This is a genomic window from Pseudoalteromonas sp. APC 3224, from assembly GCF_030407535.1.
Classification (GTDB): Bacteria; Pseudomonadota; Gammaproteobacteria; order Enterobacterales; family Alteromonadaceae; genus Pseudoalteromonas.
Window position 1 is genome coordinate 48,226 of record NZ_JASDDF010000025.1, and the last position, 13,033, is coordinate 61,258.

Sequence of the window (13,033 nt, forward strand, 5' to 3'; positions counted from 1 at the left end):
AATGGGCTTAAAAACTTTCTTAGAAGATATCGAACCACATTTTGAACCAGGTGGTAAGCATGAGAAATGGTACGCGCTGTATGAAGCTGCTGCGACTATTTTTTACACGCCAGGTTACGTAAATAAAGGTTCAACTCACGTTCGTGATAACATCGACCTAAAACGCATGATGATTTTAGTGTGGATGGCGACGTTCCCTGCCATGTTCTTTGGTATGTTCAATATTGGCCATCAAGCTGCAATTGCACTTGGTAATGGCTTTGAGCTAGCGAATATTTGGCAAGTAGGTTTATTCCAGTTACTTGGCGGTGAATTAACCGTTGATGCAGGCTGGGGGGCGAAAATGTTCTACGGAGCCTGTTTCTTCCTACCTATTTATGCAACTACCTTTATTGTTGGTGGTTTCTGGGAAGTGTTATTTGCTTCTGTGCGTAAGCATGAAGTTAATGAAGGTTTCTTTGTAACTTCTGTATTGTTCGCATTAATTCTGCCTGCAACGATTCCTTTATGGCAAGTTGCGCTAGGTATTACTTTTGGTGTAGTTATCGCAAAAGAAATATTTGGTGGTACAGGCCGTAACTTCTTAAACCCTGCGCTTGCTGGTCGTGCGTTTTTATTCTTCGCATACCCTGCACAAATTTCAGGTGACACAGTATGGACTGCCGTAGATTCATTCTCTGGCGCGACTATGCTTGGTCAAGCGTTTGCTGGTACGTTAAATTACGCGACTGATATTGAGCTTTGGTGGAATGCGTTTTACGGATTCATTCAAGGTTCTATGGGCGAAACGTCTACACTAGCTGTACTTATTGGTGGTTTATTCCTAATCTACGTGCGCATAGCGTCTTGGCGTATCGTGCTAGGTGTATTCCTAGGTATGGTAGTAACTTCATCAATACTTAACACCATTGGTTCTGAAACCAATGCAATGTTTGCTATGCCTTGGTACTGGCACATGGTATTAGGTGGTTTTGCATTCGGTATGTTCTTTATGGCAACTGACCCTGTATCTGCTGCATTTACTGATAAAGGTAAATTAGCATACGGTGCGCTTATTGGCTTTATGGTTATCATGATCCGTGTTGTTAACCCTGCATACCCAGAGGGCATCATGCTAGCAATCTTATTTGCTAACTTGTTTGCACCTTTATTCGATCACTTTGTAGTGCAAGCTAATATCAAGCGGAGGTTGGCACGTAATGTCTAGTAATAACGAATCAATTGGCAAAACGCTAGCTGTTGTTGTCTCATTATGTTTAGTGTGTGCAGTTATTGTATCGCTAACATCTGTACAACTACGCCCTCTGCAAAAAGCAAATAAAGCAAAAGATATTCAAAGCAATATTTTAGCTGCTGCTGGTATTGGCAAAGTTGATAACGTTGCAGAAACGTTTGAAGCTAAAATCGAAACCCGCTTTGTTGATATGCAAAGTGGTGAGTTTGCTGAGCCGGTAGAAGATTTTGACTTTGAAAAAAGCAAATACGATGCTGATTTAAGTAAATCTTTAAAAGAGAATGGTATTAAAGACATCGCCGGTATTCAACGTATTACCAAGCGTGCGCCTGTTTATATCTCTAAAAAAGACGATGGCTCTACTGATGCAATCATCCTTCCTATTCAGGGTTATGGTTTATGGGGTTTAATGTACGGTTTTATCTCGCTTGAAAGCGATGGCGAAACTATTAAAGACATCATTTTCTACAAACATAACGAAACACCTGGTCTAGGTGGTGAAATTCAAAACCCACAGTGGACTGCAACGTGGGAAGGTAAAGAGTTACCAATCCAAATCGTTAAAGGGACTGCAGCCGGTGATGAGCATAAGATCGATGGTCTTTCAGGTGCTACATTAACGTCTAATGGTGTTGACCATGCAGTTGATTTTTGGACTGGCGAAAATGGCTTTGGCCCTTTCCTTGCGAAAGTACGTAAAGGAGCATTGAACTAATGGCTGATACTAAAGAAATGAAGGCGGTCCTATTTGGTCCAGTTTTCGCTAACAACCCAATCGCATTACAAGTACTTGGTATTTGTTCTGCGCTAGCGGTAACGTCTAGCTTAAAAAATGCATTAATCATGTCAATTGCATTGACCTTGGTAACTGCATTCTCTAGCCTTTTTATCTCGACTATTCGTAACCATATCCCATCATCAGTACGTATCATCGTACAGATGACGATTATTGCATCATTAGTAATCGTGGTTGACCAAGTACTACAAGCTTTCTCTTACGCTACGGCAAAAGAGTTATCAGTATTCGTTGGTCTAATCATTACTAACTGTATCGTAATGGGTCGTGCTGAAGCTTATGCAATGAAGTCGCCGCCATTAATGTCTTTCCTTGATGGTATAGGTAATGGCTTAGGTTACTCTGTAGTGCTACTTACTGTTGGCTTTATTCGTGAGTTATTCGGTAAAGGTTCACTATTCGGTGTTGATATTATTCCATTAGTACAAAATGGTGGTTGGTACCAACCTATGGGTCTATTGATCTTACCACCGAGTGCATTCTTCATCATTGGTTTATTCATTTGGGTACTTCGTACTTATAAGAAAGACCAAGTAGAAGCTAAAGCGTAAGGGGCGATAAGTGGAACATTATATTAGTTTATTTGTAAAAGCCGTTTTTATTGAAAACTTAGCGTTAGCATTCTTCCTAGGTATGTGTACTTTCTTAGCCGTGTCTAAAAAAGTAACTACATCAATTGGCCTAGGTGTAGCGGTTATTGTTGTATTAGGTATTTCAGTACCGGTTAACAACTTGGTTTACCATGCGGTATTAGCACCAGGTTCACTAGAGTGGCTTGGTTACCCAGAAGCAGATCTTAGCTTTTTACGTTTCTTAACTTTCATTGGTGTTATTGCAGCACTAGTGCAAATTCTTGAAATGGCATTAGATAAGTTCTTCCCACCGCTTTACAACGCATTAGGTATTTTCTTACCACTAATCACAGTTAACTGTGCGATTTTTGGTGCGGTAGCCTTCATGGTTGAGCGTAACTATAACTTCGGCGAGTCTGTTGTTTATGGTATTGGCGCTGGTGTGGGTTGGGCGCTTGCAATTACATTACTTGCAGGTATCCGTGAGAAAATGAAGTATTCAGACGTACCAGATGGTTTACGTGGTTTAGGTATTACCTTCATCACTGTTGGCTTGATGGGTCTTGGCTTTATGTCATTCTCTGGTATTTCACTGTAATAATAGCGAGGTCAATCATGGATATTTTCTTAGGCGTTGGTGTTTTTATCGCTATCGTTGTAATACTAGTTTTAATCATCATTGGTGCTAAATCTAAGCTAGTTGCAAGCGGTGATATCATCATCGGCATTAATGGCGACGCAGACAAAGCCATTAAAACATCAGCAGGTAGTAAGCTATTAGGTGCACTATCTGAGTCAGGTATTTTCGTATCTTCTGCATGTGGTGGCGGTGGCTCTTGTGGCCAGTGTCGCGTACACATTAAAGAAGGCGGCGGTGATATTCTGCCAACTGAACTTGACCACATCTCTAAAGGTGAAGCACGTGAAGGTTGTCGCCTAGCGTGTCAGGTTAATGTTAAAAACGACATGGAAATTGAACTTGAAGAGTCAATTTTCGGTGTTAAAAAATGGGATTGTGAAGTTATCTCTAACGATAACAAAGCGACGTTCATTAAAGAACTTAAGCTACAAATTCCTGATGGCGAGTCAGTGCCGTTCCGTGCGGGTGGTTACATCCAGATCGAAGCGCCAGCTCACCATGTTAAATATGCAGATTTCGATATTCCTGAAGAGTATCGTGGCGATTGGAACCATTTTGGTTTCTTCGATCTGGAGTCAAAAGTAGACGAAGAAACAATTCGTGCTTACTCAATGGCTAACTATCCAGAAGAAGAAGGCATCATCATGCTTAACGTGCGTATCGCTACGCCGCCGCCAAGAAACCTAAGCCTACCATGTGGTAAAATGTCTTCGTACATTTGGTCACTTAAAGAAGGCGATAAAGTAACTATTTCTGGTCCATTTGGTGAGTTCTTCGCTAAAGACACAGACGCTGAAATGGTATTCGTAGGTGGTGGTGCAGGTATGGCACCAATGCGTTCACATATCTTTGACCAACTTAAGCGTTTAAACTCTAAACGTAAAATTAGTTTCTGGTATGGTGCGCGTTCTAAACGTGAAATGTTCTATGTTGAAGATTTTGACGGCCTAGCTGAGCAAAACGAAAACTTCGTTTGGCACACAGCGCTTTCAGATCCGCAACCAGAAGATAACTGGGAAGGCTACACAGGCTTTATCCATAACGTGTTATTTGAGAACTATCTTAAAGATCACGAAGCGCCTGAAGATTGTGAGTTCTACATGTGTGGTCCTCCAATGATGAATGCGGCTGTTATCACTATGCTTAAAGACTTAGGTGTTGAAGAAGAAAACATCTTACTAGATGATTTCGGTGGCTAATACCCAAACTGATTAAATTTAGTTAAAATACCAGCCTCGTCGCATTTTATGTGACGAGGCTTTTTTATATTAATTTTTAACCTATTAAGTAGGGTTGTTATGAACAAAGTAAATACTCCCCAGGGCATAATCGCCTTATTTATAATCACGCTGACTTTACTATTATCTGGATGTGGAAAATCAGTCCCAGAGGAAACCTACTTAGAAGGTAAAACGATGGGTACAACTTACCACATTAAGTTTTACGCTGAGCAAGTTGACCCTCAAGCAGTACAAGCAGAAATCGATGCGGTTTTAGTTGATATCAACCAGTCTATGTCGACCTATATCGAAGAGTCAGAAATAAACACCTTTAACCGTTTAGATGCCAACGAAGTAATGCCAATCAGTGATGACTTCAGGGCAGTTATTAGTGAATCTATGCGTATAGGTAATTCAACTAAGACCCTAGATGTGACTATGGGACCGTTGATAGATTTATGGGGGTTTGGCCCAGATAAAAAACCAACAAAGCGCCCAACGAATGAAGCTCTGGCAAATATGATCAATAACATTGGTATAGATAAGCTGGTCCTTAACGAGCAAGGCTTAGCAAAAACGATGGCTGATTTAGAGTTGTCGTTTTCAGCTACAGCAAAAGGATATGGTATTGATAAAGTGGCTGAGCTATTACAAAGCAAAGGCATTACAGATTACATGGTTGAGATTGGCGGGGAGTTACGTATTGCTGGTACAAAACCAGACAATCAAGCATGGCGAATAGCAATTGAACAACCTGATGCAAACCCAGGTGAGCGAAAAGTACACCGTGTACTTGCACCAGGTAATAACGGTATTGCCACTTCAGGTGATTATCGAATCTTTTATACTATGGATGGCGAAACCTATACTCATCTTATTGATCCTATGACAGGGATGCCAATTAAGCATGACTTAGTTTCTGTTACAGTTTTACACCCTAGCGCTATGACGGCCGACGGTTTAGCGACTGCTTTAACGGTTATGGGTATGGAAAAAGCACAACGTTATGCGCAGCAGCATGATTTGCCAGTGTATTTAATTGCTAAATCGCCTGATGGTTTAGTCACTTATTCAAGTCCTGCGTTTAAGCCTTATTTATAGTCTTTAGGTTTATATCCTTAGCATGAGGGTATATAATGTAAGGAGCTCAAATACGCTATTTGAGCTCATTTTATTGCTGAACAATAGGGGCTAAGCAATGTCACTTTTTTTTCTAACCTTTGGCTTACTTATTTTAATTGTCGCTGCGATGGCGATAGGCATGATAGTTCAAAGAAAATCGATGGCGAGTAGCTGCGGAGGCCTAGGCTCTGTAGGTATTGATAAAGCATGTGATTGCGATGATCCATGTGATAAACGCAAAAAGCGTCTAGCCAAAGAGCAAGTATGGAAAGAAAACCAAATTCTTTAAATAGATTTATTTCTGTTTAAACAAAAAACCTCTCGTAGCTCACTACGGGAGGTTTTTTATTTATATCGCCATAAATAAATCATCAGCTGATAAAATAATCGTGTTTTTATCTTGAACAGAAAACTCTCTTTGTTATACTCATGCCCGAACTTTCAGTAAGTTTTGAAAGTTCTATTGATGCGGATCAAAACTAGCTTAGCCAAATAGTGCTAATGCGTTGAGACTGTATTTCATGTCACTGTATAAGGCTTTACGGCTGCAACCTGTTTTTGTTGCCACGGTGTATGCCAAATTTTGTTATTAGTCATTTTAATAGGTTAATGTTTTTGAACTCATTTTCTTTGTTTCATACCAGCGCTTTGCTTACCTTAGGTAAGTCAGTGTTGCATGAGCGCTTTAATAAAGCGAAAAGAGGCGTGAGTGTGGCTATAACATTATTAGTTTTTAATGCCGTTATGTTGCTTAGTGGCGCTATTGAGGATGCCTTTAGGCTTGAAGCATTGATCAGTGATGGCTTTTTTATAGAGCCATTATTACTGACTATTGCCGAATTCTTAGCTCATCCTATCTTATCGTGTCAGTTACTTATTGGCCTTTGTTGGCTATTGTTCCACATGTTTCCAGCGCGTCGTGCTGGAATAATCCTCCGTAAAGCAGCCTTTGCTTTTAGCGAGGCTAAAGTTCAGCAACCCGTGCAAGCTGCACATGGTTGTCGTGCTCCACCTAGCTTTACAGGTTGTCTGTTTACCCATTAATTTTTATGGGTATAGGTTACACCTGTGGTATCTAATTATTTATTCTTGCTGTAAATAACGATTACTTTCATTGTAGCTTAGTGTTTTTACACACTCTCAGCCAACCACACCTCACCCAAGTTAATTTTTATTGCGTTATATTAATGTGTTTAAAAAAGCTGGGTTGGTTCTGCTAGGTGTTTTTTATTAAGCCAGTAGTCAATACTTCATGCTTGCATTCGCTCTGCATTATTTGTAATTCAATCTTAATTAACTTGGGTTTTTATCAAATATCGTTGCTAAATATTTTTGGCAGCTAATAAAAACTCTTTAGGTTTTAGGATAGTCCCTTGTTAATTCGTAACCTTTTTAATATTGCTTTAGCTAGTATGGCGCTGATTTTATCAGGCTGTAATGGCGGGGTACTCGACCCAAAAGGGCAGATAGGTATTGATGAGAAAAATCTGATCATCATCGCCACTGTGCTTATGTTGTTAGTTGTGATCCCCGTTATTGTGATGACTTTATATTTTGCTTGGAAATACAGAGACACACAAAACCATGAAATTTACGCACCAAAATGGGCTCACTCTAATAAGATTGAGGCTGTTGTATGGGCGGTTCCTATTGTTATTGTTGTTATTTTAGGTGTGATCACCTGGCAGTCAACTCAAGAGCTTGACCCTTATAAACCGATAGAGGGTAAAGGTGAACACTTAACTGTTGAAGTGGTGTCACTTAATTGGAAGTGGTTATTTATTTACCCTGAGCAAGGTATTGCTACGGTAAACGAATTGGTATTTCCTGCTAATGTTCCGGTTGAATACAAAATCACGTCAGAAAGTACCATGAACTCGTTTTTCATTCCCCAGTTAGGTAGTCAAATTTACTCAATGGCGGGCATGGAAACTAAGCTGCATTTAATCGCTAATGAGCCAGGCACGTTTAAAGGCTTTTCGGCTAATTACAGTGGTGCGGGTTTTACTGGTATGAAATTTAATGCCATCGCAACACCAACAAAAGCTGACTTTAACCAGTGGGTTGAACAGGTTAAAACCAACGCTAATAGCCTTACTCATGCCAATTATGTTGAGCTTGCCAAAGCGAGTGAAAACAATCCCGTCGCTTATTATGGCAAGGTTGATGACGGTTTATTTCATACCATAGTGATGAAATACATGCAGGCGCATGGCGATATGAACAAAAAACACCACTCGATGGGTAAACATCAGCAGATGAGTAATGAGCATCAGGCAATGGGTAATCATTTAATGCCATCATCACACAGCCAGGGCGAGGAATAATCATGTCGTTTTTAGGTAAATTATCTATAGATGCAATTCCGTTTCATGAACCTATTATCATGGTTACCATGGCGGTGATTGCTGTTGTCGGGCTTATTATAGCTGGGCTAATAACAAAATATAAAAAATGGGGTGTGCTTTGGCGCGACTGGATCACCTCGGTTGATCATAAACGCTTAGGCGTTATGTACATTTTATTAGCGCTAATCATGCTGTTTCGTGGTTTTTCTGATGCCATTATGATGCGTGCGCAGTTAGCGCTTGCTACCAGTGGCGCGCCAGGTTATCTGCCACCAGAACATTACGACCAAATATTCACCGCCCATGGCGTTATTATGATCATCTTTATGGCGATGCCATTTATGATTGGTTTAATGAATATTGTTGTACCACTGCAAATTGGTGCTCGCGATGTGGCTTTTCCATTTTTAAATAATTTAAGTTTTTGGTTTACTGCTAGTGGCGCCATTTTAATAAATCTATCGCTGATATTTGGTGAGTTTGCTAAAACAGGCTGGGTTGCTTACCCACCGTTGTCGGAGTTGACCTTTAGCCCTGGGGTGGGGGTCGATTATTATATTTGGGCCTTGCAAATATCGGGGCTCGGTACGCTATTAACCGCTGTTAACTTCCTAGTGACAGTATTTAAAATGCGTGCCCCTGGTATGACACTGATGAAAATGCCAATTTTCACATGGGCATGTACCTGGGCAAATATCTTAATTGCGGCATCATTTCCAATTTTAACCGCAGTGCTCGCCATGCTAACGCTAGACCGTTATTTAGATTTCCACTTCTTCACTAATGAAGCAGGCGGTAATGCCATGATGTATATCAACCTGTTTTGGGCATGGGGTCACCCAGAGGTATATATTTTAGTATTACCTGCTTTTGGTATCTTCTCTGAAATAGTGTCGACCTTCACTGGTAAACGTTTATTTGGTTATAAATCGATGGTATATGCCAGCGGTGCCATTTCTATTCTTGGCTTTATTGTATGGTTACACCACTTCTTTACTATGGGTTCAAGTGCCAATGTAAATGCCTTCTTTGGGGTAATGACCATGGTCATAGCTGTGCCTACTGGGGTTAAGTTATTTAGTTGGTTGTTTACTATTTACCGTGGCCGTTTGCGCATTACAGTGCCCGTACTGTGGACGCTTGGTTTTATGGTTACCTTCAGTATTGGTGGTATGACGGGGGTATTACTAGCAATCCCTGGTGCCGATTATGTATTGCATAACAGCTTATTCTTAATCGCTCATTTTCATAACACCATTATTGGTGGCGCAGTATTTGGCTACTTAGCTGGTTTTGTTTTTTGGTTTCCAAAAGCAATGGGCTTTAAGCTTGATGAGCGTTGGGGTAAAGCGTCATTTTGGTGTTGGTTAATCGGTTTCTTCGTAGCCTTTATGCCATTGTACGTACTTGGCTTTTTAGGCATGACGCGTCGCTTAAACCACTCTAATAATCCTGATTGGAATATCTGGCTTTATATTGCTGCAGTGGGTGCCGTGATTATTATGTTCGGTATTATTTGCCAAATTATTCAGCTATATGTGAGCTTTAAAAACCGCGAAGCGCTTGATGATACCACTGGCGATCCTTGGAACGGCCATACGCTTGAATGGTCAACGTCATCACCACCGCAATATTATAACTTTGCTGAAATCCCGCATGTTGATGATATTGATACATGGACTGATATGAAAGAAAAAGGCCTGGCTTATCAAGGTAAATCTAGCTATAGCCCAATTCATATGCCAAAAAATACCGCATCAGGTGTGCTTATTGCTGCGAGTTTAACGGCGTTTTGTTTTGCCATGATCTGGCATATTTGGTGGCTAGCAGGGCTTGGTTTTATTGGCGCGATTGCGCTATTTATTAACCGTGCTTACACCAGTGATGTAGATTACTACGTGCAAAACGATGAAATATTACAAATTGAAGGCGCGCATATTGCCAGTAACACGAAGGAGGTAAGCGCATGAGTACGTTATCTGCAACTCAAGGCCATGTAAATTTAGAGCCTCATAGCGTAAGTCATACGCATGAACATCACGATACCTCAGGCGATACAATCTTTGGCTTTTGGCTTTATTTAATGACCGATTGCCTTTTATTTGCCTCATTTTTTGCAACCTACGCAGTGCTTTATATGAACACCGCAGGCGGTGTATCGGGCAAAGATATTTTTGAGCTTGATTTTGTTGCCGTTGAAACTGCGGCGCTACTTATAAGTAGTATTACTTTTGGTTTTGCCATGATTGCCGCTCAAGGGCAAAAAAAGGCGCTGACGCTTGGTTGGCTCGCGGTCACTTTTTGTTTAGGCGCGGTGTTTATTGGTATGGAAATTTATGAGTTTCATCATTTAATTGTTCATGGCAATGGTCCACAGCAAAGTGCTTTTTTAACATCGTTTTTCTCATTAGTGGGTTTGCATGGTTTACATGTAACTGCAGGCCTTATCTGGATGAGCATAATGATGATAGAAGTGATCAAGCGCGGTTTAGGTAAACAAACCGTCACGCGCTTAAGTTGCTTAAGCTTATTTTGGCACTTTTTAGATATTGTGTGGATTTGTGTATTTACCGTTGTTTATTTAATGGGGGCAATGTAATGAGCCATAGTGAAACGCATGCTTTAGCGCAAATGCAAAGCCAACATCATGATCAGTCACACGGTAGTGTTAAAACCTATCTTATTGGCTTTGTATTGTCAGTGATTTTAACGGCCATTCCATTTTGGATGGTGATGGAGGGTGACTTTTCAAAGGTCACCACGCTTTGGAGTATTGTTACTTTAGCAATCGTGCAAATTTGGGTGCATTTAAAATACTTTTTACACCTTAATTTCACCACTGATGAAGGTAAAGCGAATACCTTTACCTTCTTGTTTAGCGCGTTGATCATCGTCATGGTGGTTGGACTGTCTGTTTGGATCATTTATGAATCAAACGCAATGATGATGTACTAGAGGTTTCAGATGTTTCGTCGTTATTTAGCTGTTACTAAGCCAGGTATTATTATGGGGAATTTGATCAGCGTTGCCGGTGGTTTTTTACTCGCCGCCCGCGGTGATATAGACCCATGGTTAATGTTGGTTACCTTGGTTGGTTTATCGCTTGTTGTTGCATCGGGATGTGCCATAAACAATGTTATTGATAGAGACATTGATGTTGCCATGGCGCGCACTCGCTCACGTGTGACTGTAACGGGTGAAATGTCTGCAAAAGCCGCTTTAAGCCATGGCGTGTTATTAGGGCTAATTGGCTTTGGCTTATTAATTGCCTTTACCACTCAAGCGGCGGTATTTTTTGCCGCCTTTGGCTATGTCATCTATGTAGGGGTTTACAGCCTCTACATGAAACGCAACTCTGTTTACGGCACCTTTATTGGTAGTCTGTCGGGCGCAGTTCCACCTGTTGTTGGCTATTGCGCCGTTACGGGTGTGTTCGATATGGGCGCATTAATACTGCTGGTGATGTTTAGTTTGTGGCAAATGCCGCACTCATATGCAATTGCTATTTTTCGCTTTAAGGATTACCAAGCCGCTAATATTCCAGTATTGCCCGTGGCACAAGGTGTTAATAAAGCTAAGCGCCATATTGTGCTTTATATTGCCGTATATGCTTTAGTGGTGATGCTATTGCCAATTAGTGGTTATACCGGTGCTGCCTTTATGGCCGTTGCCTGTATCACCAGTTTTTGGTGGTTACTCATGGCACTTAGAGGGTATCGCTACAACATAGACACCACCCGTTGGGCACGCCAAGTGTTTGCGTTTTCAATTATTAACATTACCGCTTTGAGTATTGCCATGGCGGTAGATTATCAAACAATTGCGCCACAGTTAGTGGCGCTAAACTGATCTTATCTGATCAATGAACCGAGTTAATTCCCAAAGTTAACCAAAGGCTCTGAGCATTGCGAGGAGCCTTTTTTCATTCCTAAAACAAGGCCGCTATTGAGTGCTTATTGGCATCTACCAGACTTTGTTTTATTTTATTTCTTATAGCTGCTGATTTATTTTGACTGAGTTTGAAGTTACCTTGCCAGTGAATTGGCGTAAGCTCTATAAAACTCAGGTGTTGATACATTGTATTGCGATGCCGCTCAGGCACTTCATCAATTTTCCACTCAGGCTCAAATGTTTTCTCAAAATGACTAGTAAGGGTTCGCATTACGAGATCTTTTTTTAGCTCATCTTTAATAATATGTACTTTTGCAGTCACTAACACCGATGCGTAAAGCCAGCTAGGCAATGTTTGATTATCCGCATAGGAAGGTGATAAATAGCAATTGTCACTATTAAAGAGTAAATTCACCTGTTTATTATCAAGCTTTGATAGTGGATTATGCTTTGCTACATGTGCAATAAACATATTTTCTAAAGAGTTGAATAACATAGGTACATGACAAATGTTATTTAATTGACTATTTGAGCAGGGCATAAAAATTGTTGCTAATGGAAAATTATTAATAAGCGCATGCAATTGCTCGGTATTTTTTTGCATAAAGTGCTCGGGTGGGTACATTATAATAGCTCCTCAAGTCGTAACTTTATAGCTGGCCATTGCTCGTCAATAATGCTGAATTTTGCGGTGTTGCGATATGAACCATCTTCTAGACGTCGGTCTTTTTGGGCTATTCCTTCAAACTTAGCGCCTAAACGGGCAATGGCATTGCGTGATTGTTGATTGTGCTCATGGGTATTAAAACTAATCCGTACTAAATTAAGTTGATTAAATGCATATCTCAGAAGTAAATATTTTGCATGCGTATTTACGTATGTTCGCTGTGCAGTGAAGCTAATAAAAGTATGGCCAATTTCAGCGCTTAAGTTGTTACTGTCTAACCTAAATAAACGGGTTGTGCCAACAACTTGCTGTGAATGTTTATCAATAATGGCAAAAATCACTTGCTCGTTTTGATTAAACTGCGCGCTATGTGTAAACCATTGCTCCAACTTAACTTGGGTTTGTGTGTAATTACTTAATACCCACTGCCAAACTTGTGGGTGTTTACCTGCTTGATATAGACCCTCGAGATGTTTGAGTTTAAGTGGCTCTAAGGCAACCTTGTTGGTTTGATGAATTTGCGTTGTGAACATTATAAGCCCC

15 protein-coding genes are annotated in these 13,033 nt (G+C 40.6%); 13 read left to right on the plus strand and 2 right to left on the minus strand.

From position 1 onward, the window contains the following. Nucleotide 1 precedes the first annotated feature (1 nt). The 13 genes from QL989_RS12610 (at nt 2) to cyoE (ending at nt 11,781) form a co-directional block, all read left to right on the plus strand. Nucleotides 2-1,207: an NADH:ubiquinone reductase (Na(+)-transporting) subunit B gene (locus QL989_RS12610; RefSeq protein ID WP_008111893.1), complete on the plus strand. Its 1,206-nt coding sequence runs from the start codon at nt 2-4 to the stop codon at nt 1,205-1,207. Continuing rightward, a complete protein-coding gene (locus QL989_RS12615; RefSeq protein ID WP_024601889.1) occupies nt 1,200-1,949 on the plus strand; it encodes a Na(+)-translocating NADH-quinone reductase subunit C in 750 nt (249 codons plus the stop codon). The genes QL989_RS12610 and QL989_RS12615 overlap by 8 nt, the downstream gene beginning before the upstream one ends. After that, nucleotides 1,949-2,581 (plus strand): NADH:ubiquinone reductase (Na(+)-transporting) subunit D, encoded by a 633-nt coding sequence (locus QL989_RS12620; protein ID WP_006791491.1) that lies wholly within the window; start codon nt 1,949-1,951, stop codon nt 2,579-2,581. The genes QL989_RS12615 and QL989_RS12620 overlap by 1 nt, the downstream gene beginning before the upstream one ends. A 10-nt stretch (nt 2,582-2,591) precedes the next feature. Then, nucleotides 2,592-3,200 (plus strand): NADH:ubiquinone reductase (Na(+)-transporting) subunit E, encoded by a 609-nt coding sequence (gene nqrE, locus QL989_RS12625; protein ID WP_006791490.1) that lies wholly within the window; start codon nt 2,592-2,594, stop codon nt 3,198-3,200. Nucleotides 3,201-3,217: 17 nt separating this feature from the next. After that, nucleotides 3,218-4,441, plus strand: a complete 1,224-nt coding sequence (gene nqrF / locus QL989_RS12630) for an NADH:ubiquinone reductase (Na(+)-transporting) subunit F (RefSeq protein ID WP_008111899.1) — start codon at nt 3,218-3,220, stop codon at nt 4,439-4,441. A 99-nt stretch (nt 4,442-4,540) separates the two neighbouring features. After that, nucleotides 4,541-5,563: an FAD:protein FMN transferase gene (locus tag QL989_RS12635; protein WP_054202029.1), complete on the plus strand. Its 1,023-nt coding sequence runs from the start codon at nt 4,541-4,543 to the stop codon at nt 5,561-5,563. 97 nt (nt 5,564-5,660) lie between these two features. Continuing rightward, a complete protein-coding gene (nqrM, locus tag QL989_RS12640) occupies nt 5,661-5,873 on the plus strand; it encodes a (Na+)-NQR maturation NqrM (protein ID WP_010391098.1) in 213 nt (70 codons plus the stop codon). A 326-nt stretch (nt 5,874-6,199) separates the two neighbouring features. Then, nucleotides 6,200-6,628, plus strand: coding sequence for a hypothetical protein (locus QL989_RS12645; protein ID WP_290170681.1), 429 nt, complete (start codon nt 6,200-6,202; stop codon nt 6,626-6,628). 329 nt (nt 6,629-6,957) lie between these two features. Continuing rightward, nucleotides 6,958-7,911, plus strand: coding sequence for a ubiquinol oxidase subunit II (gene cyoA / locus QL989_RS12650; protein WP_138605617.1), 954 nt, complete (start codon nt 6,958-6,960; stop codon nt 7,909-7,911). A gap of 2 nt (nt 7,912-7,913) precedes the next feature. Then, nucleotides 7,914-9,902: a cytochrome o ubiquinol oxidase subunit I gene (cyoB, locus tag QL989_RS12655; RefSeq protein WP_010391101.1), complete on the plus strand. Its 1,989-nt coding sequence runs from the start codon at nt 7,914-7,916 to the stop codon at nt 9,900-9,902. Further along, nucleotides 9,899-10,531, plus strand: coding sequence for a cytochrome o ubiquinol oxidase subunit III (cyoC, locus tag QL989_RS12660; protein WP_008111916.1), 633 nt, complete (start codon nt 9,899-9,901; stop codon nt 10,529-10,531). The genes cyoB and cyoC overlap by 4 nt, the downstream gene beginning before the upstream one ends. Continuing rightward, nucleotides 10,531-10,887 (plus strand): cytochrome o ubiquinol oxidase subunit IV, encoded by a 357-nt coding sequence (gene cyoD / locus QL989_RS12665; protein ID WP_054202032.1) that lies wholly within the window; start codon nt 10,531-10,533, stop codon nt 10,885-10,887. Before cyoC ends, cyoD begins: the two co-directional genes overlap by 1 nt. Nucleotides 10,888-10,896: 9 nt before the next feature. Continuing rightward, nucleotides 10,897-11,781, plus strand: coding sequence for a heme o synthase (cyoE, locus tag QL989_RS12670; protein WP_008111919.1), 885 nt, complete (start codon nt 10,897-10,899; stop codon nt 11,779-11,781). 79 nt (nt 11,782-11,860) lie between these two features. Here cyoE and QL989_RS12675 read toward each other — a convergent pair whose 3' ends face one another. After that, nucleotides 11,861-12,448 (minus strand): FMN-binding negative transcriptional regulator, encoded by a 588-nt coding sequence (locus QL989_RS12675; RefSeq protein ID WP_290170682.1) that lies wholly within the window; start codon nt 12,446-12,448, stop codon nt 11,861-11,863. Then, nucleotides 12,448-13,023, minus strand: a complete 576-nt coding sequence (locus QL989_RS12680; RefSeq protein ID WP_290170683.1) for a GNAT family protein — start codon at nt 13,021-13,023, stop codon at nt 12,448-12,450. The genes QL989_RS12675 and QL989_RS12680 overlap by 1 nt, the downstream gene beginning before the upstream one ends. Between the last annotated feature and the right edge of the window lie 10 nt (nt 13,024-13,033).

What these genes read in the sequence shown, in the direction of transcription:
- QL989_RS12610 (WP_008111893.1), top strand. Translation starts at nt 2, where the DNA reads ATGGGCTTAAAAACTTTCTTAGAAGATATCGAACCACATTTTGAACCA.
- QL989_RS12615 (WP_024601889.1), top strand. Translation starts at nt 1,200, where the DNA reads ATGTCTAGTAATAACGAATCAATTGGCAAAACGCTAGCTGTTGTTGTC.
- QL989_RS12620 (WP_006791491.1), top strand. Translation starts at nt 1,949, where the DNA reads ATGGCTGATACTAAAGAAATGAAGGCGGTCCTATTTGGTCCAGTTTTC.
- nqrF (WP_008111899.1), top strand. Translation starts at nt 3,218, where the DNA reads ATGGATATTTTCTTAGGCGTTGGTGTTTTTATCGCTATCGTTGTAATA.
- QL989_RS12635 (WP_054202029.1), top strand. Translation starts at nt 4,541, where the DNA reads ATGAACAAAGTAAATACTCCCCAGGGCATAATCGCCTTATTTATAATC.
- nqrM (WP_010391098.1), top strand. Translation starts at nt 5,661, where the DNA reads ATGTCACTTTTTTTTCTAACCTTTGGCTTACTTATTTTAATTGTCGCT.
- cyoB (WP_010391101.1), top strand. Translation starts at nt 7,914, where the DNA reads ATGTCGTTTTTAGGTAAATTATCTATAGATGCAATTCCGTTTCATGAA.
- cyoC (WP_008111916.1), top strand. Translation starts at nt 9,899, where the DNA reads ATGAGTACGTTATCTGCAACTCAAGGCCATGTAAATTTAGAGCCTCAT.
- cyoD (WP_054202032.1), top strand. Translation starts at nt 10,531, where the DNA reads ATGAGCCATAGTGAAACGCATGCTTTAGCGCAAATGCAAAGCCAACAT.
- cyoE (WP_008111919.1), top strand. Translation starts at nt 10,897, where the DNA reads ATGTTTCGTCGTTATTTAGCTGTTACTAAGCCAGGTATTATTATGGGG.
- QL989_RS12675 (WP_290170682.1), bottom strand. Translation starts at nt 12,448, where the DNA reads ATGTACCCACCCGAGCACTTTATGCAAAAAAATACCGAGCAATTGCAT.
- QL989_RS12680 (WP_290170683.1), bottom strand. Translation starts at nt 13,023, where the DNA reads ATGTTCACAACGCAAATTCATCAAACCAACAAGGTTGCCTTAGAGCCA.